This is a genomic window from Nocardia otitidiscaviarum, from assembly GCF_007362295.1.
Taxonomy (GTDB): Bacteria; Actinomycetota; Actinomycetes; order Mycobacteriales; family Mycobacteriaceae; genus Nocardia; species Nocardia otitidiscaviarum.
Genome location: NZ_CP041695.1, coordinates 559,295 through 577,792 on the forward strand (window position 1 = coordinate 559,295; position 18,498 = coordinate 577,792).

An 18,498-nucleotide genomic window follows, 5' to 3' on the forward strand; every position below is an offset into this window, starting at 1 on the left:
CTCACCACTGGCCGGGGACGTACTCTCCGCCCGGCAGACCCGCGATGACATTGAGGCGGTTCCACGCGTTGATGGTGGCGATGAGGGCGATCAGGGCGCCGATCTGGTCGTCGTCGAAGTGCTTGCGGACCTCGGACCAGGTCTGTTCGGAGATGCCGCGGCCGTTGTCGGCCAGCCGGGTGCCTTCCTCGGTGAGGGCGAGGGCGGCGCGTTCGGCCTCGGTGAAGACCGTCGACTCGCGCCAGGCGGCGATCATGGCCAGGCGCAGCGGAGTCTCGCCCGCATGTGCCGCGTCCTTGGTGTGCATGTCCAGGCACATGCCGCAGCCGTTGATCTGGGAGGCGCGGATCTTCACCAGTTCCTGAGTGGGCTTGGGCAGCGTGGAATCGTCGATCACGCGGGCCGCGGTCACCAGGCGCTTGGTGAACTTGGCGGCGACTTCGTTCTCGTACAGGGCGAACCGGGTCATCGTCTTCTCTTTCCTGTTCGGGTTCGTGGTGCTTCGACAGGTTGACGACGCGGTCGACTGGGGTGTGACATCGCTCGGCGATACAGTTCGGGAAAGTGGATCGGGAGGAGCCGGGATGACGAAGCCGCCACTGCTGTTGCTGCACGGTGTGACCATGTCGGGGCGGGCGTGGAAGGAGTTGTCGCCCAGCCTCTCCGAACGCCACGAGGTGCTCGCGCCGACCCTGCGGGGGCATCGGGGTGGCGTGCCACCGGAGCGGCGGCCGGTGCGGATCCGCGATCTGGTCGACGATATGGAGCGACTGCTCGATGAGAAAGGTTGGGAGACAGCGCATCTGGCCGGGAACTCGCTCGGCGGCTGGATCGCGGTGGAACTCGCGCGGCGCGGTCGGGCGCGCACCGTCTGTGCGCTCTCGCCCGCCGGATTCTGGACGGCCGGTGTAGCGGAGCAGACGCACGGCACCACGACGCTGCGCTGGCTTGCCCGATTGGCCTCGGCCACGCACCGACTCGCGCCGGTGGGCCTCGCCGTTCCACCGGTGCGCAAACTGTTGCTACGCGAGGTGGCACAGCACGGTGAGCGGCTGTCTCGCGCGGACGCCACCGCCATCGTGGACGATCTGGTCGGCTGTGCGGCGACCATGGACATCCTCGCTTCCACCGAGGAAATCGCGCCGCTGGACCCGGTGCCGTGCCCGATGACGATCGCCTGGTCGGAGTATGACCGCATTCTGCCGCTCGACGTCAATGGCGCTATTGCGCGGGAGCGGGTGCCCGGTGCGCGGTTCGAGGTGCTCACCGGGGTCGGTCACGTCCCGATGATCGACGACCCGGCTCGGGTGGTCCGCGTCATCGAGGACGCCACCGGGGTGCGTGAGGTGTCCGGAGAGCCGGTCGAGTAGCGCGGTCAGGATCGGCAGCTCCCCGCGTAGACCCAGCCTCCTGCGGGCAGCCGTACCTCGCCGTCGATCTCGTACGGGCGCAGGGCGGTGACGAGGGCATCCCGGATCCGGCGCAGCGTCGTCGGTTCGGCGGACGAGACGAAGCCGCGCAACTGGGCTCGGAGCAGAAAGTCGGTGGCGTCCACCGCATCTCGCCCCAGCGGGGCGTGATAGACCACCGGGGTGGCGGCGCGATCCACGAATCCGGCGCGGTCGAGGATCGCGTCGACGACGGAGGAGTCGGCGAAGTCCGTCACCGCGGACAGCTGCTCGCCGAAGTCGGCTGCGGGCAGATGCGCGATGAGCGTCGCGAGGATCGGGTTGTCTCGTTCGTCCAGTTCTCGGTGGCAGAGAAAGGCGATTCGGCCGCCCGGCACCAGCGCACGACCGATATTGTCGAAGGCGGCCACCGGATCCTCGAAGAACATGGTCCCGGCCCGGCTGATCGCCACCTCGAATGCCGCTGTGGCGAAGGGGAATACCTGGGCGTCGCCCTGTTCGAAAGTGATGTTGTCGATACCCTCGTCGACCGCCGTCCGGCGGGCGCTGTCCAGCATGGGGACCGAGATATCGATGCCCGTCGCGTGGCCGCGCACGGCGAGGCGGGCGGCGATTCTCGTGGTCTGCCCGGTGCCGCACCCGATATCGAGGACCCGATCGGTGGGCAGGATGCGGGCGGCGTCGAAAAGGGCCGCGTTGACGGGTGCGGCCATGGCGTCGTACCGGGCCTGATGTGCCGCCCAGTGCGCGCCGTCGGCGCCGTTCCATAGTCGGTGCTGTTCGATATTGGCGATTTCCATGCCGCAACCATCCCGGGCGGCGCTGTCAAACCGCGCTCATCGGTCTGCCAGGCTTGTTCGGGTGCGATCGGGTCCCGGTAACGCGTCGTCTCGTCCCGCCGACGGTATTGATACAGGCAGACCGGTCGGCCCGTCGCGTCCGGCGTGATCGACGACCGTGATAGACACCGCCGGTAGCAGTGCACGACAGCTCGTAGACAACCGCCCGACGTCGAGTGGAGTACGACCATGAAACGCACGATCCGGTACCTGACCGCCGCCACCTTCCTGGGCGCGGGCGTGGCCGTCGCCGCCGCGCCCGCCAATGCCGAACACCCGGGCAGCCCCTGCCAGCTCGGCTGGTCGAATGTGGAGCCGCGCTCCTGTGAGCAGAACAGCTTCAACCTCGCCCCCACCTGGACCCTCGGCAACGGCATCTGCGCGGGCATGTTCACCACCGGCGGCACCGCCTTCGACGGCCCCCTGTACGAATACTCCGAGGCACCCGGCGCAACGCACGCGATAGTCCTGCGCATCACCCAGGGCTTCTCGCCCGTCGGCTACTGGGGTCCGCAGTTCCTCGCCTGCGATGTCACCGCCGTGGTCGACTGGCACAACATCGACACCGGTCAGTCCGGCAGCGTCAGCCAGTTCGTCCCCGCGGGGCAGCGCCACGCTCCCGCCATCCTGGTGGCGCACACCGGGCCGGGGCGGGTGCAGCTCACCGTGCGCACCGACCGCCCGTCGATTCCGGCGACAGCGGAAGTGTTCGTGCCGTAGGCGCGAAGTCGCGATCGAGTCGGACTCCGCCCGGGCCGCGTGTCACTTGGCGCTGCTCACCACGATTCGATCAGCGCGGCGTCATGGTCGCGCCGCCGCCACTGATCGGTGAGGCGGGCCAGCCGGTGCGGGGCCGCGATGCCGTACACGTCTGCGATCTTGTCGTCGCGGACCTCCAGCACCGTGACGCCCAAGACCCGGTCGTCGAGGACGAACAGCATGGCCGGGCAGCCGTTCACCACTGCGGCGTGGATCGAGGGTGAGCCGCCCACGAGTTTCCGCTTGGCCGCCGACGGTGTGAAACCGGCCCGCAGTGCGGCGGCGAGCCGCTGCGGGTTCGTGTACCGGATCAGCTGCTCGGCCAGTCCCAGCGCGCCGTCGGAGACGCCGGTCGCGTCGGCGGTCAGCAGTGCGACCAGGCGTTCGGTGCGGCCCGAGGCGGCGGCATCGACGAACGCCTCGACGATGCGCCGGGCGGAGGCCGGATCGGCGGCGGTGGCCTGGCGTTCGGCGGTGACGCGACGCCGGGCGCGGTGCAGGTGCTGCTGGCTGGCGGATTCGGTGATGTCGAGTATCTCGGCTATCTCGGCGTGGCTGTAGGAGAAGGCTTCGCGCAGCACGTACACGGCCCGTTCGACCGGCGAGAGCCGCTCCATGAGCGTCAGCACCGCCAGACTCACCGATTCCCGCTGCACGGCGGTATCGGCCGGGCCCAGCATCGGGTCGCCGTCGAGCAGTGGTTCGGGCATCCACGCGCCGACCGTGCGTTCGCGCCGCACCGCGGCCGAGCGCAGTCGGTCCAGCGCGAGATTGGTGACGATCTTGGTCAGCCATGCTTCGGGCACCTGGATGCGGGTGCGGTCGGCGGCCTGCCACCGCAGGAACGCGTCCTGCACCGTGTCCTCGGCATCGGCGGCCGAGCCGAGTAGCCGGTAGGCCAGCGAGGCCAGCCGATCGCGGCTGGCCTCGAAACGGGCCACGGTGGCGGTGTCCATGTGCCCGACCCTATGTGACGACCACGTCGGGCGTGCCGCGCCGATGGCGGCGGATCGCGTGCGCGCGGCCGACTTCGGAGTGAACTCCGCAGGCGGAGTGGTCGAACACAGCGGGGAGGACGACACCGCGACCACTACGGTGTGACCGGTTGGCGTGCGTGCTCGGCGGTGGTGGCCAATCGGTACTTGTGACTCGGCTTCCCCATGGTCGGGTGGCTGGTGGCCCAGGCACTGACCGCGATGATCGCCGCTTTCACCCGTGCGGCCGAGCGTCCGCGCAGCGCTCCGGGCTTGGCATCGCCATGTCGGTCGACCAGTTGGAAGATTCCGTCCTTGCGGCCGAGGCTGATGTGGTTGCCGATATACGACAGCGCGGTGGTCTTGATCTTGCGTCCGGTCAGGTCCCCGACGATCGCCGAGGCCGCCTGCGTGCCGGTGTAGCCCGCCGACGCGCACGACATCGGCAACGGCCGACCGTTGTCGCCGAGGATGAAGACGCTGTCGCCGGCGGCGTAAACCTCCGGATGCGAGATCGACCGCAGCTGCCGGTCGACGGTGATCTGGCCGTTGGGCTCGGTCGCGAGACCGCTGGCGGCGGCGATCGGGTGGACGGCGAAACCCGCGGTCCACACGGTCGCGTCGGAGGCGAACACGGTGCCGTCGGCGGCGACGGCCCGCGCCGCCTCCACGCGTTCGATGGCGGTGTGCTCGTGGATCGTGATGCCGAACCGGTCGAAGGCGCGCAGCAGATGGGCGCGCGCCTTCGGACCCAGCCAGCCGCCCAGTTCGCCGCGGGTGGCGAGGCTGACCCGCAGCTTCGGATGGGCTTCGGCGATCTCGGTCGCGGCCTCGATCGCGGTCAGGTTGCCGCCGACCACCAGCACCTGACCGCCCTTGCCCAGCTCGTCCAGGCGGGCACGCAGGGCGAGCGCGGCCGGCCGGGCGGCCACATGGAAGGCGTGCTCGGCGAAGCCCGGCACGCCGTGGTCGGCGACGGTGCTGCCGAGTGTGTAGAGCAGCGTGTCGTATTCGAGCCGGTCCACGCCGTCGCCGTCGGCGACCGTGACCGCCCGCCGGTCGACGTCGATGCCGGTCACTCGCGCCACCCGCACCCGAATGCCGGTGCCCGCGAACACTTCCGCGAGCGGACGGTGGGGAAGATCGTGCCCGGCGGCGAGCTGATGCAGCCGCAGCCGCTCGACGAAATCGGGTTCGGCGTTGACCACGGTGATCTCGAAGTCGTCGGCGTGCAGTTGGCGGGCCAGGTATCCGGCGGAGAAGGCCCCGGCGTATCCGGCCCCGAGAACGACGATGCGGTGGGTCATGATTCGCTCCTGTCTGGTTCGCGTACCACCTGAACGAGACAGGCTCCGATTCCCTGACAGGGTGCGGTTGTGACGTGGGCCACCATCTCCCCGTTCGGTGGCTCAGCGGGCCAGCCAGATCGCGCAGCGACGTATCAGGAACGGCATCACCACCCAGGTCATCGCGGCCCCGGCGGCCGGCAGGATGATCGCCGGCCGCACCCGCGCACGTGGCGGTGCTGCGGGCCGCTATCGACCATCTCACCGATCGAGCACCCCGGAAGTGCGGCGACGGCTCGGGAATTAGGGCACTCATCCGATAGTGCGATCCCGGTGCGCGCCATACGGTGAAGGCGCCGCGTGATAGTCGAAACCGGCTCCGGGAGCACGCTTTCGGACCGCCTAACTGGAGGTATCTACCGACCATGACACGCACTCGCGAGTTTCACCCCGCCCCTTGTCTCCGGGGTGGCGGCACGCGGACCACCGCGCTCCGCATCGCAGCGGTGCTGGGTGGCGCGGCATTGGCGATCGCCGGCTGCACCACCGACTCCACCGGCAGTGCAGCGGCTCCAGGCGAGGCCACCGCAGTGACGACCACCACCGGCGCGCTCACGACAAACCCCGGGATCGGGGCCACGACGCCGCCGGGAGACGGCGGCACGAAGGCACCGGAACCCACGCGGGCTGACAGCCCCGCGCCCGATCCCGCTCCGGTCGACAGCCCCGTATCGGAACCCACGCGGGCCGACACCGCCGCGCCGACCACGGAGTCCGCGTCCGGCACCTTCTGGGATCCCTGTTCGCTTCCCGAGTCCGATCTCGTCGCGGTGGGATTGGACCCCGCTACCGAGGTGCGAATGACCGAATCGATGTTCGCGGCCTGCGAGTGGCGGTCCACCGATCGAACCTTCGAACTGATCCTGACGCACTCGGGCGATTCGATGGATCATGTCCTCACGCCCGGTAACTACAAGGACCTCCGCCGCAGCGAGTACTACGGTCGCGAGTTCGCCGTATTCCGTGCGGCATCCGACAGCAACAACATCGGTTGCCTGCTCGTCACCCCCGCCGAATCCGGCAGCTTCGTGTTCACCCTGCGGAACTCCCAGCCGGATGGGGAGGACGCGTGCCTCGCCATCCAGCGAGTCGGCGCCGGACTGCTCAATTCCCTGCCCTGACTCCTCCGGCCACACATCCACTGCGGCCTGCCTGCGCCGACTCCCGCTCCCGACCGGTATCGGTGCGGCGACGCTGGTCGATGCGGGTTCGTGTGCGATATCGAGAAACGCTGTTCGATCCGGCAGGCGCAGGTTGCAGGGTGGTGTTGCTACACCCCCGATAGCCGCACACTGGTTGGTTCCGGCGTCGGGCGGCAGGCTCGAACGCATGACCTCCTATGTTGCTCACAGCAATGGCCGCTCCGCGACTGCCCAGGACTTGACTCCGCTTGCCTTCGCCGGGTACGCCCACTTCACCGCTATGCAAGTGCGGGACGGCCGCATTCGCGGGCTCGACCTGCATCTGGAGCGGCTGCGGAATGCGTCGGCGCGGATGTTCGGCCGCGCATTGCCGGACGAGCAGATCCGGGCCTATCTGCGGACCGCGCTCGCGGACGGTCCGGCCGACCTGTCGTTGACCGTGACAGTGTACTCACCGGCAGGCGAATTCACTGTCGCCGGAACCGATATCGAGCCCGAGGTGCTGATTCGGACCGGACCTGCCTCGTCGGGTCCGGACGGTCCGCTCGCGCTCGCGGCGATCGAGCACGAGCGGGTCCTGCCCACCGTGAAGCACGTCGGCGAGGTGGCCAAGACGTATTACCTGCGTGAGGCCGTCGGGAAGGGTTTCGACGATGCCGCGTTCCTCGACCGTCATGGTCGGTTCAGTGAGGCATCCATCTGGAATCTGGCCTTCTGGGACGGGACCGCGGTGGTGTGGCCGATGGCGGATATGTTGCACGGCACCACGATGGGAATAGTGCGCAGGCAGCTCGAGCGGCTCGGGGTCGCCCAACGCGACCAGGAAATCCGCCTATCGGACCTTTCGGCGTTGTCCGGTGCGGTGGTCATGAACTCGTGGACGCCGGGCATCGCGGTACACCGAATCGACTCGGTCTCCTTTTCCGAGACAGAAGCGTTCGTCGAGCTGCTGCACCGAGCCTATGACGCCGAACCACTCCTCGTGCTATGAGAATGGTGACGACCGCCTGGGGAGGCGGCCGTTCCCCGGTCTCGGCGTCACTGCTGAACCAACCGGTCCTGTGTGTATCCAGTCGAGGCGGCCTTGCTCTGCCGTGCCATTGCTGTGGTGGGGTCAACGCATGCTGACCGGATCGATCCTGATCTGCCGAGGGCTCGGGTCGAGCACTCAGCGCCAGTGTCTCCCGCGGCGTGCATGGTCCGGCGGAGGATGCCGCTGTCTGGGCTAGGGCTTCGCGCTCACCGAGGGAACGGTCATCCTCTCGGAGATCCTCACCCGATGGGATAGGTTCGGTCACGTCGGGAACTCGCTTTCTCGGTGCGCCGCGCGAGCGGGCTCGCTGCGGTATCGGGAGGCCGGGCTGTTGATGCGGCAGAGCTTCCACGGCAGCCGTGCCGGGGGATTCCTCAGGTCGAGCTTGTTGGCCAGCATGCGGACGTCGGCGAGGAAGTCGACCGGTACCGGAACGGTGGGGAGCTGGTCGGTTGACTCGCCCGCATGGGGATCACGTTGGGCGAGCCGCGTCGGCGATGCGGACGCCGAGGTCGTCGAGTTCGTCGAGGACTGCGCCGGCACCCCAGATCTGGTTACGTTTCCGGTCGGTGAGCGGCCGTAGTACGCCGGCTTCGGCCAGCCGGTCGATCGCTGCGAAAACGCTGCTGCGAGAAGCATGTGTCAGGGCTTCCGCCTCCTCGGCGGACAGGATCGGGTGGGCAGGCAAGTGTCCGAGTAGAGCGGCGGCGGCGCTGCCGGCGCGCACACCGCCGAGCAGGTCGCGCCACTCGCGCGGGATCTCGTCGCGCAGCCGCTCGGCTGTCGTCCGCGACTGGGCCGCCGCGACCGCCGCGCATCGCGCGAAATCCGAGATGAGCGGCCGCACGTCACCTGTGCGGTAGAGCGTGAGCAGCTCGAAGTAGCGGTCGCGGCGGGCTACCAGTGCCGACGCGAGCGGAACCACCACCAGTGTGGTTACGCCACGCAACCGCAGCACACTGTTGATGAGCGCCCGCCCGATCCGGCCGTTGCCGTCGGTGAACGGGTGGATCGACTCGAACTGCGCGTGCGCGATTGCCGCTTGCGCGAGCGCCGACAGATCGCTCCGGTTGACGAACGTCTCCAGATCGGCCATGTAGTCGGCCACGGTGTCGGGCGGTGGCGGGATGTAGAGCGCACCACGTGGCGAATGGTCGCTGCCGCCGATCCAGTTCTGCATGTCCCGGAAGTGCCCCGCATACATGTGTTCGCTCTTGTCACCGGCCATGAGAATGCGGTGCGCGGCAAGGAAATTCGGCACAGTGACTCGGCGCTCGCGGGAGGCGGAGCCGATCAGTGCGTCCAGCGCGTCTGTCGCGGCGGCCATCGCCACCGCCGAAGGATTGCTCCGAATGCCGTGTAGCGCGCGAGCGTAGTCGTCGAGATCGGCGTCGATGGCTTCGATCTTCGACGACGCCACCGACTCGGTGCGCAGTAGCAGCAACCCCAATGCCTCGAGTTGGTCCCCATATGCGGCGTCCAACACCGCGATCTCCCGCACCGCCGCCTCCAATTCGGTCGACAATGCGGCATCGACGTCAACTGCCTGTCCGGCGATCCTTGGTGGCAGGGACACCTCGATCTCCCGCAGCATCCGATCGTCCCGGGTGCCGCCGCGATGCGTCTGCTGCCAGGCTCGCCGCTCCCGGCCGTGTGCGGGCCACTTTGTCGACACAAACGCCTCCCAACCCGGAAAAATCACGCTGTTAGTCCGAGTTAACCTCATAACCAGGACTAGTGCAACGATCAATCCCAGTTAACCCGGACGTGAGGGGCGAGTACCCGTGCTATCGCAGCCAGGGGAACACCTGGTCGCGGAACAGGGGGAACATCAGATCCGGGTGGAGGTTCTTCAGCTCGACCACCGCAGCGCATCGGTTTCGTCGGTGTAGATCGGACGGTCGATCGGGCGGCCGGTGCGAGTCGCCTTGCGCTCCTTGGCGGTCTGGACGTCATCCAGTCGCCGCAGGAACATGAGGTAGGTGATTTGCTCGATCACCTCGAGGGGGTTGGAGATGCCGCCCGACCAGAAGGCATCCCAGAGACTATCGATCTTTGTGCGGAGTTCGCCTGTGATTACTGCCGAACTCTATCGAACGGGCCGGGGCGACCGTGGTCGCATCGGGCGCGCACGTTCGATCCTCCGGTGCGCTCCCGTCGATGGCCGGTAGTCTGGGCCGGTCGAGGTGACAGCGGGTGCGATGGAGGTGTCGAGGGTGCTGACGGCCAATTGGCTCGACTGGTACCACGGCCGGCATCAGCAAGCGTGCTTCCAGTCGGGTTCGTTCTTCGAGGACTATGTCGAGAAGGTGCTCGGGCGGTTTCATGACGACTTCATGAATCCCGCGCCCACGGGCCGGCTCGGCGACGGGGGCTGCGACGGGCTCGCGGAATCCGGGACGATCATGTACGCCTGCTATGGACAGCGGCCGGGCCGCGATGCCGAGCGGGAACTGGCCAAGAAGATCCGATCGGACTTCGATCGCGCGGTGGATCAGTGGGCTTCGTTTCACACCTGGCGTTTTGTCACGAATGCTCCGGTCGGTCCGCTGGCCACGCAGGTCGTCGTCGACATGCAACGCTCCTATGGTCCCGGATCGAGCCGCCCGTTGACCGTTCGCCTGGTGAATCCGGAGAAGCTGTGGAGCGAAGTCGTTTCCACCCTCGACACGGCAATTCTGAACGAGCTCTTCCCCGGTGCGCCCGGCATCGCCAATGTCGAACTGGAGGACCTGATTCCACTGCTCGACCAGCTCGGATCTGGGGCGGGCCCGGTTGACTCCGGGGGAGCCGTGCTGCCGGTTCCCGCGAGCAAAATGGACTTCAACGCGCTGTCCGAAGCCAGCCGTGCCGAGTTCAACTATGGCCGACTCTTGGCTCCGAGGATTGACGAGTGGTATCAATCCTGTTCGGACCCCGGACTTTTCGATGCGCACGGCGCGCGCTTCCGGGCCCTCTACGAACAGCAGCGAGCGGTCACGACCACCCCGTCCGAGATCCTCGAGCGCCTCTACGCGGCGGTCGCCGGTCCCAACGTGCGGATGGACGCGACGCGAGCCAACGCGGCGTTCGCCGTGCTGTCGTATTTCTTCGACTCCTGTCATATCTTCGAGATGCCGACCGATGCGGGGTCGGCTTCCGGTGCGGAGGTGTCCGATGCTGCTGCCGACTAAGGGTGTGTCGCCGGAGCGTGCGTTGATCACCATCGGTTCCGAACTCCTCGAAGAGCTGCGTGATCCGGTGCCGGTTTCCACGCTGTGGCGGCGGTACGACTCGCGACAGCGTACGGCGAAGGCGTCCGGGCTGATCACCTTCGACTGGTTCTCCCTCGCCCTCGCATCCCTGTACACGATGGGGCTGATCGATACCCTCGACGACGGTCGGCTGAGGCGCGCACATGTTTCTCACTGAGCTCACCGCATCGGACGCGCGATTCAAGACGCTGCGGTTCGGTCCCGGGCTGAATATCCTCCTCGCGGACCGAAGCGTCGGTTCCGAACAGGGAGAAAGCAGGAACAGCAGCGGCAAGACGAGTTTCGTCAAGATTCTGCGCTACCTGCTCGGAGGTGAACTGCCCGGCGAGTTCCGCGCGGCGGAGCTGTCGGAGCATCGATTCACGGCCGAGCTTCAGATCCCCGCCGGTCGTCCAGCCACTACGACGGGTCGGCGCGTCACGTGTAACGCTACGGTCACTCGCGCCGTGTCTCCGAGCACGAAGGTTCGAGTAACCAACTGGCCGGGTTCGGATTCCGCGGAGGAACTCCGGGTGGACGACTGGCGAGGGCTGCTCGCACGCGAGGTTTTTCACATACCGGAGACCGTCGCCCGTCCGACCGCCGGGCAACTGTGGGCACAGCTGCTCCGCACATACTTCGGCAATCCCATCAAAGGTCATCAGTCCGAGACCGATTGGGAGTCCGGAGTCAAGCTCGGATTCATGCTGGGTCTGTCGCCGGAGGTACTCGGCAAAGCCGGCGAGCTCGATCGGCTCTCCAAGCAGGGCAAAGCGATTCGGAAAGCCGTGCAGGAGGGTGCGCTCACTCACCTCTCGCTCGACGAGTCCGCGCTGCGTGCGCAATTGGCCACCGCCCGCAGGCTGCGCGACCGGGTCCGGGCGGACCTGCAAGCGTTCAAGGTCGACGAGAGGTACGCCGAGCACCAGCGTGAAGCCGACCAACTGACCGGGGAGATCCGCAAACTCAATGATGAAGGCCTGAGCCTGCAGCGGCGCGCACGGGAATTGGATGAGACGCTGCGGGATGTCCTCTCGGCTAGCGAGGACACCGAACTCACCGAGCGGCTCGGGCGGGTCTACGCCGAAATCGGTCTGGTACTGCCCGATTCGGTGACACGGCGTTACGAAGAGGTCGCCGCGTTCCACGAGTCCGTGGTGCGGAACCGAAAGCTGTTCCTGGAGCAGGAACTGGGCGCTGTCGGATCGCGACTCGAGGCGATCGACCATGAGCGTCGGGCGCTGGACCGGCAGCGATCGCAGGTCATGCACCTGCTCAGCGAGACCGTCGCACTCGATACTTTCTCGAGCGCGCAGCGCGATCTCGCGCAGCGCGAGGCCGAGGTCGCCGATATCGAACGGCGTCTCGATGCGGCTCGTGAGATCAGCACCATCGGCGACACGATCAAGCTCAAGACCGCCGAGCTCGTCACCGCGGTGCGCGCGGAGACGCACGACCAAGCCGATCGCCTGGACGAATCGATTGCGCTGTTCAACGAACTCGGCGCGGAAATCTACACCGATCGGGAGGCCGCGCTGCTCATCTCGACGAGCTCCAAGGGAATTCTCGACATCCGGCCGAGCATCTCGGGTGACGCGAGCTCGGGGGTCCGCAGCGTCGAAACCTTCATCCTGGACATCGTCTGTGTGATCGCGGCCATTCGAGCTGGACGGGCCCCACGGATTCTTGTGCACGACAGTCACCTCTTCGACGCGATCGACGGACGGCAGGTCGCGTCGTGCCTGAATATCGGAGCCAGGCTTGCCGAGCAACACGGCTTTCAATACATCGTGACGTTGAACTCCGATTTTCTGGCCAGTGTGGAGGCGCAGAGCGAAGGTGCTTTCGATTCTCTGCCCTACGTTCTTCCTACTCGACTCACCGACCAGACGGATACCGGTGGGCTGTTCGGTTTCCGTTTCGGGTAGTGCGCCACGATGTGGTAGCTGATCGCGTTCCGCGGATCATGTTCTGGCCGGGTCCGGTGTGGAAGGCTGGAGAGGTGAACCGATTGGCTGATGCGACCTCGCCCTATCTGCTTCAGCACGCCGACAACCCGGTCGACTGGCGGGAGTGGGATGCCGCCGCGCTGGCCGAGGCGGCGGCGCGGGACGTGCCGATTCTGCTGTCGATCGGGTACGCGTCCTGCCACTGGTGCCACGTCATGGCGCACGAGTCCTTCGAGGACGCCGCCACCGCCGCGCTCATGAACGAGAACTTCGTGTGTGTGAAGGTGGATCGGGAGGAGCGGCCGGATCTGGATGCCGTGTACATGGCGGCGACCGTCGCCATGACGGGGCAGGGGGGCTGGCCGATGACGTGTTTTCTGACGCCGGCGGGGGAGCCGTTCTATTGCGGGACCTATTACCCGAAGACGCCTCGGCACGGGATGCCGTCGTTCACGCAGTTGTTGACGGCGGTGTCGGGGACGTGGCGGGATCGGCGCGGGGAGGTGGATCGGGCGGCCACGCAGGTGGGGGAGGCGCTGCGGCAGCAGTCGGGCGGGCTGCCGGACGGGACGGTGGCGGTGGGGCCGGAGCTGCTCGACCACGCGGTGACGGCGGTGCTGCGGGATCTGGATCACGAGCGCGGCGGGTTCGGGAACGCGCCCAAGTTTCCGCCGTCGGCGCTCCTGGAGGGGCTGCTGCGGGCCTATGAGCGCGGTGGGAACGAGCAGGCGCTGCACGCGGTGACGTTCACGGCGGAGGCCATGGCGCGCGGCGGCATCTACGACCAGTTGCGCGGCGGGTTCGCGCGCTATTCGGTGGACGCCGCCTGGGTGGTGCCGCATTTCGAGAAGATGCTCTACGACAACGCGCAACTGCTGCGGGTGTACGCGCATCTGGCCCGGCGGGTGCCGGACGCGGGCGCGCCGGAATCGCTGCCGTTGCGAATCACCAGGGAGACAGCGCGCTTCCTGCTCGACGATCTCGGCACCGAACAGGGCGGCTTCGCGTCGGCGCTGGACGCGGACACGCAGCTGGAACCGGGGCGGCCCGGCGTCGAGGGCGCGACCTACGTGTGGACCCCGGCCGAACTCAACGGCGCGCTGGGAGCCATCGACGGGGCTTGGGCCGCCGAGCTTTTCGGCGTCACCACGGCGGGCACCTTCGAACACGGCACCTCGGTGCTCACCCGCTACCGCGAGCCCAGCGGCGAATACGAACGCTACGAACGCATTCGGGAGACCCTGCGCGCCGCCCGCGACCGCCGCCCGCAGCCCGAACGCGACGACAAGGTGGTGACCGCCTGGAACGGCATGGCCATCACCGCGCTGGCGGAGGCGGGTGGCCCGCACAGCCGCATGGACTGGATCGCGGCCGCCGAGGCGTGCGCGCTGTTCCTGCTGGACGTGCACGTGGTCGACGACCGGGTGCTGCGGGCCTCGCTGGGCGGCGTGGCGGGTGCGGCACCCGGGGTGCTGGAGGACTACGCCTGGCTCACAACGGGTTTGCTGGCGCTGCATCAGACCATCGGCGGCCGCGGCTGGCTCGACCACGCTCAGCGCATCCTGGACGCCGCCATCGCGCACTTCGCCGATCCGGACGCGCCCGGCAGCTGGTTCGATACCGCCGACGACGCCGAAACCCTGGTCGCCCGCCCGCGCGATCCCCTGGACGGAGCCACCCCGTCCGGGGCCTCGGCGATGGCCGAGGCGCTGCTCACCGCCGCCGCGCTCAGCGATCCGGATCGCGCCGCCCGCTACCGCGAACTCGCCGACCGCACCCTCGAACGCGGTGCGCTCGTGCTGGCCCGCGCGCCCCGCTCGGGCGGGCACTGGCTGACCGTCGCCGAGGCCGCCGTGCGCGGACCCATCCAGGTGGCGGTCGCCGTCTCGCCCGACGACAGTCAGGGCTACTCGGCCGGATTGGCGCTCACCGCATGGGAATCCGCGCCCGGTGGCACGGTGATCGTGACCGGCGCCCCGGACAGTGCCCCGCTGCTCACCGACCGCCACCCCGTCTCCGGCCGCTCCGCCGCCTACGTCTGTCGCGGCGCGGTCTGCGACCTCCCGGTCACCTCCACCGACGACCTGCGCGACTCCCTCGCCCGCTGAACCACGGCGGGACTCCGAATCCCTTGTACGTCAGCGCGAGACCGCTCGATCTCCCGGGCGACGACCGCGAGATCGGGGCGCGGCGTCGGACGAGTGGTGCTGTCGACGTCGGGTCGTCGGGCACGGGCGCGACCCGCGAATCGCGCCATGGGGGAGCGCGATCGGGAGGGCAGGTCGACCTGCGAGTGCCGGGACATCGCGGCGGGAGGCGAGGGCCCGGACATCGCGGCGGGAGGTGAGCGCAGGGCGGCGTGGTCGGGGTGGGTCGCGGGCGGCGACGGTCGCCATCGGGGCAGCGGTCCCCGGCGCGGTTACCGGCCCGCGCGGGCCAGGGCGGGGAGGGCGACCAGTACGGCCAGAATGTGCACGGCTCGAAGGAAGCCGACCACAACGGATTCCGTGGTCCAGCCCATCGTGAGCTCACTGATGTGAGGCGCGGTGAGCACCGCCCGCACCGGCTCCACGAGCAGGGACAGCAGGCCCACGGTCCCGAGTCCGCCCGCGAGAACCCAACGCGCCCAGGCGGACCCGGCCGCCATCCGGAACGCCAGCACCACCACCGTCAGATAGATGGCGGCCCGTAGCCCCAACCCGGGCAGCAGCCCGCCGATATCGGCATCGGGCCGTTCGAGCAGCATGGCGGCCCGCAGCAGCGTTTCGCCGACACCGCAGTACACGGCGATCAGCACGGAGTGCAGCGCCACTGACGCCGCTCGGGTACGCGTGACCTCGGCGGTCCCCGGCAACGAGCTCTCGATCATGCCGTCCACTGTGCGCGCGACCGGCCGCACACCGGATCACCCGCGAGTATCGCTCGAACTCACCCGCCGGTATGGGGCCACGGCCCCGGGGCCGCTCTCGAACTCGGCGACATAATCTTTTGCCCACCGCCGACTCTGGCCCTACAGTCCGAAACATGTCCCTCTCAATCTGTCCAGCGCGCGATCGACGAGCACGTGGTGCTCGAGGCGATGACCGTGCATGACTGACAGCCGTCGATCGGGGGTGTTCGCGCCGCCCAATCGAGCGGACACCACCCGTGCCCTGAACGACCGCTACCTGCCGCGCCCACGTCGCGCCACGGCCACCCGGCCCCCGTCGAGTCGTCCGGGAGCCCGCCGCTGAGCCGGAGTCCCGAGCTGCGGTGCCGGTCAGCCTGTCTCGGTGGCAGGTTCGGCGAGTTCGGTTGTGTCGGCGGTGTTTTCGGGCGGCGTCGGCTCCGCGACCCGCCGCGCCGCCAGGTCCGTCCAGCAGTCGGTCGGGGTCTTGCGGCCGCGCAGCAGGATGGTTTCGTGCAGCGTCCATCGCGAGCGTTCGTAGTCGGCGGCGGCGTCGATGACGGCGCGGCTGGCCAGGATGCGCCGTGGGGCCCGTTTGGCCTCGGTGGTGAGGCGGGCCGCCTCGTTCACCGCGTCGCCGATGACGGTGAACTCGAGGCGGGTGTCGGCTCCGATATCGCCCGCGAACACCAGGCCGCGCGCCACGCCGATGCCGATGTCGAGTTCTCCGGCGGCCGCCACCTCGTCGCGAATGCGGCGGGCCGCGCGCAGGGCGGGGGTGGCGTTGTCCGACAGCGAGATCGGCGCGCCGAAGATGCACAGCGCGGCGTCACCCTCGAACTTGTTGACCAGCCCGTGGTTGTCCTCGGTGGCCGCGACCACCGTGGACAGCAGCCGGTTGAGCTTGGCCACGAAGGCGTCCGGCGGGAGTTCGGTGGACAGCGCCACCGACCCGGTCACATCCACGAACAGCGCCGTCACCACGCGCATATCGCCGGTGAGGTCGGCGCCCCCGGCGAGTGCTCGCTCGGCCACTTCCGCGCCGACGTGGCGGCCGAAGACGGTGCGCATGCGTTCGCGCTCGCTCAGGTTCGCGGCCAGCTCGTTGACCGACAGTTCCAGTCGCCCGAGTTCACTGGCGCTGCCGATGGGCACCCGCACGTCGAGGTCGCCGCGGGCGATCCGGTCCAGCGCCATCCGCAGTGTGTGCATGGGGGTGGCGACCGCGCGGGCCAGCGCCGCCGTCGCCACCACGCCCGCCGACAGTCCGACGATGGCGAGATAGATGCCGGTCCGAATCCGGTCGTCCGGCGACGGCACCGGATCGGCCAGCACGGTGATGAGCATGAACAGCGGGACGGCCCCCGTCACCGCGAAGGTCACCAGCACCCGGACCAGCACGGTGGAACTCCAGTGCGTGGTGCCGCCGAGCACCTCCGCCACCGTGGGAATGGTCGGCCGGATGAGCCGGTCCACGACGAGATAGGTGACCGCCGCCGACTCCAGCCCGCCGAAGGTGAACATGGCCAGCACCACGGCCAGATCCGGCCCGGTGGTGGCGTTCGCGAACAGTGTGGCCGCGATGATCACGCCCGGCATCCAGATGGCCAGCGCCCGCGCCGTGATGGTGATCGGCAGCGTCAGCAGGCGGCGCGCCTCGGCCTCGGTGGGTTTGCGGCGCTGGTCCAGCCAGCCGAAGTAGTGGCTGCGGTCGCGGACCGCGAGCACGATGCCGGCCAGCGCGCCGAGGGTCGGATAGATCGCCGCGGGGGCGAGGGCGGCCAGCCAGTTCGGGCCGAGACGGCCGAGGTATCCGGCGAGCCAGAGTTCGGTGACGATGACGCCCAGGCCGCTGAGATTGCACGCCATCACCACGGCGGCCAAGCCCCACCCGGCCCGCAACGCCCACAGGATCAACCGACTCAACACCTTCGCCTCTCCGCGTTGTCAGCGCGCGACCGAAAGCCGTCGGCAGCTGTGGACGCGTGCCGACGGTCGGGAGCCGAAACCGTGGTGGGTGTGCCCGATGAGTTACCCCGATCCTCGCGAAATCAGTCGTCGCCACTCGGAAGCGCGGCTGCTCCGGTGATCATTGCGTGGGCAACAGTCTAAATGCGGTGATCAGCTCAGCGGAGCAGTACCAGCCAGACCGCGATGTAGTGGCAGAGGGCCGCGACGACCGTTGCCGCGTGGAAGAACTCGTGGTGGCCGAACACCTCGGGCCACGGGTCGGGCCAGCGGGTGGCGTAGAGGATCGCGCCGCCGCTGTAGGCGAGGCCGCCGATGAGCAGCAGCAGCATCGGGGCGAGGCCGACATTGTGGGTGAGGGTTCCGGCGACCGGCACGATGGCCCAGCCCAGCAGCAGGTACAGCGGTACGCCGACCCAGCGGGGAGCGGTGGGCCACAGCAGTTTCAGGGCCACCCCGGCGAGCGCGCCGATCCACACCACGGTCAGCAGGATGGTGCCGGACCGTCCGCCCACCCCGAGCAGTGCGAAGGGTGTGTAACTGCCCGCGATGAACAGGAAGATCATCGAGTGGTCGGCGCGCTTCATGTGGATGCGGGCGCGATCGGTCTTCCAGTTCACCCGGTGATAGGTGGCGCTGACCCCGAACACCCCGCAGACGGTGAGCCCGTACACCAGCGTCGACCACGCCGCCGTCGCCGACACCGTGGTGCCCGCGATCACCAGCGCGATCACCCCGACGGCCGCGATACCGACCGCCCAGGTGTGTATCCATCCCCGCATGCGCGGTTTGAGCAATACCTCGACAACGTCCGCCACCGGAGCGGGCACCGCGGTATCCGACATCAGTTACCTCCTGAGTAACCTACGGTACCGTAGGTTAGCGGGTCTCGAGCGCGTCGCACATCACACCGCGGTAGGGGTCACGGCTGGCGCTGCGGTATGTCGTGCACTGTCCCG

The 18,498-nt window shown here is 68.5% G+C and carries 17 protein-coding genes; 8 read left to right on the top strand and 9 right to left on the bottom strand.

From position 1 onward, the window contains the following. Position 1: 1 nt before the first annotated feature. Positions 2-469, bottom strand: coding sequence for a carboxymuconolactone decarboxylase family protein (locus FOH10_RS02355; RefSeq protein WP_143979453.1), 468 nt, complete (start codon positions 467-469; stop codon positions 2-4). Positions 470-584: 115 nt separating this feature from the next. On the opposite strand from FOH10_RS02355, the gene FOH10_RS02360 reads away from it, so the two are divergent. Continuing rightward, positions 585-1,370 carry an alpha/beta fold hydrolase gene (locus FOH10_RS02360; protein ID WP_143979454.1) on the top strand — a complete coding sequence of 262 codons (786 nt, stop codon included), beginning with the start codon at positions 585-587 and terminating at the stop codon, positions 1,368-1,370. Positions 1,371-1,375: 5 nt separating this feature from the next. Here FOH10_RS02360 and FOH10_RS02365 read toward each other — a convergent pair whose 3' ends face one another. Continuing rightward, on the bottom strand, positions 1,376-2,209 hold the full coding sequence (locus FOH10_RS02365; RefSeq protein ID WP_143979455.1) for a class I SAM-dependent methyltransferase: 834 nt from the start codon (positions 2,207-2,209) through the stop codon (positions 1,376-1,378). Between the two features lie 228 nt (positions 2,210-2,437). Between FOH10_RS02365 and FOH10_RS35375 the strand changes: the two genes are divergently transcribed. Next, positions 2,438-2,968 carry a hypothetical protein gene (locus tag FOH10_RS35375; RefSeq protein WP_244961539.1) on the top strand — a complete coding sequence of 177 codons (531 nt, stop codon included), beginning with the start codon at positions 2,438-2,440 and terminating at the stop codon, positions 2,966-2,968. Positions 2,969-3,024: 56 nt separating this feature from the next. Here the strand turns inward: FOH10_RS35375 and FOH10_RS02375 are convergent, their stop codons facing one another. Together FOH10_RS02375 and FOH10_RS02380 are read right to left on the bottom strand one after the other, a co-directional pair. Beyond that, positions 3,025-3,963: a sigma-70 family RNA polymerase sigma factor gene (locus FOH10_RS02375; protein ID WP_143979456.1), complete on the bottom strand. Its 939-nt coding sequence runs from the start codon at positions 3,961-3,963 to the stop codon at positions 3,025-3,027. Positions 3,964-4,097: 134 nt separating this feature from the next. Then, a complete protein-coding gene (locus FOH10_RS02380; protein ID WP_143979457.1) occupies positions 4,098-5,288 on the bottom strand; it encodes an NAD(P)/FAD-dependent oxidoreductase in 1,191 nt (396 codons plus the stop codon). Between the two features lie 326 nt (positions 5,289-5,614). Between FOH10_RS02380 and FOH10_RS02385 the strand changes: the two genes are divergently transcribed. Further along, positions 5,615-6,448 carry a DUF3558 domain-containing protein gene (locus FOH10_RS02385; protein ID WP_143979458.1) on the top strand — a complete coding sequence of 278 codons (834 nt, stop codon included), beginning with the start codon at positions 5,615-5,617 and terminating at the stop codon, positions 6,446-6,448. Positions 6,449-6,656: 208 nt separating this feature from the next. Then, on the top strand, positions 6,657-7,460 hold the full coding sequence (locus FOH10_RS02390) for an aminotransferase class IV family protein (protein ID WP_143979459.1): 804 nt from the start codon (positions 6,657-6,659) through the stop codon (positions 7,458-7,460). A 514-nt stretch (positions 7,461-7,974) separates the two neighbouring features. On the opposite strand, the gene FOH10_RS02395 is transcribed toward FOH10_RS02390, so the two are convergent. Further along, entirely contained in the window at positions 7,975-9,228 is a 1,254-nt protein-coding gene (locus FOH10_RS02395) for a Fic family protein (protein ID WP_244961541.1), read from the bottom strand. 126 nt (positions 9,229-9,354) lie between these two features. Next, positions 9,355-9,579 (bottom strand): type I restriction-modification system subunit M N-terminal domain-containing protein, encoded by a 225-nt coding sequence (locus tag FOH10_RS02400; protein WP_143979460.1) that lies wholly within the window; start codon positions 9,577-9,579, stop codon positions 9,355-9,357. 139 nt (positions 9,580-9,718) lie between these two features. On the opposite strand from FOH10_RS02400, the gene FOH10_RS02405 reads away from it, so the two are divergent. The 4 genes from FOH10_RS02405 to FOH10_RS02420 are packed head-to-tail and all read left to right on the top strand — an operon-like array spanning position 9,719 to position 14,792. Beyond that, positions 9,719-10,675, top strand: coding sequence for an ABC-three component system protein (locus FOH10_RS02405; RefSeq protein ID WP_143979461.1), 957 nt, complete (start codon positions 9,719-9,721; stop codon positions 10,673-10,675). Beyond that, positions 10,659-10,913, top strand: a complete 255-nt coding sequence (locus FOH10_RS02410) for an ABC-three component system middle component 6 (RefSeq protein WP_143979462.1) — start codon at positions 10,659-10,661, stop codon at positions 10,911-10,913. The genes FOH10_RS02405 and FOH10_RS02410 overlap by 17 nt, the downstream gene beginning before the upstream one ends. Next, on the top strand, positions 10,900-12,663 hold the full coding sequence (locus tag FOH10_RS02415; protein ID WP_143979463.1) for an ABC-three component system protein: 1,764 nt from the start codon (positions 10,900-10,902) through the stop codon (positions 12,661-12,663). The genes FOH10_RS02410 and FOH10_RS02415 overlap by 14 nt, the downstream gene beginning before the upstream one ends. A gap of 38 nt (positions 12,664-12,701) precedes the next feature. Next, the gene (locus FOH10_RS02420; protein ID WP_143983813.1) at positions 12,702-14,792 is read left to right on the top strand and encodes a thioredoxin domain-containing protein; all 2,091 of its coding nucleotides are present in this window, start codon (positions 12,702-12,704) and stop codon (positions 14,790-14,792) included. A gap of 311 nt (positions 14,793-15,103) precedes the next feature. On the opposite strand, the gene FOH10_RS02425 is transcribed toward FOH10_RS02420, so the two are convergent. From FOH10_RS02425 to trhA, 3 genes are all read right to left on the bottom strand, one after another. Further along, a complete protein-coding gene (locus tag FOH10_RS02425) occupies positions 15,104-15,553 on the bottom strand; it encodes a hypothetical protein (RefSeq protein ID WP_143979464.1) in 450 nt (149 codons plus the stop codon). A gap of 390 nt (positions 15,554-15,943) precedes the next feature. Then, positions 15,944-17,500: an adenylate/guanylate cyclase domain-containing protein gene (locus FOH10_RS02430; protein ID WP_244961543.1), complete on the bottom strand. Its 1,557-nt coding sequence runs from the start codon at positions 17,498-17,500 to the stop codon at positions 15,944-15,946. A 197-nt stretch (positions 17,501-17,697) separates the two neighbouring features. Next, complete coding sequence (trhA, locus tag FOH10_RS02435) at positions 17,698-18,384, bottom strand: PAQR family membrane homeostasis protein TrhA (RefSeq protein ID WP_143979465.1); 687 nt, start codon at positions 18,382-18,384, stop codon at positions 17,698-17,700. Between the last annotated feature and the right edge of the window lie 114 nt (positions 18,385-18,498).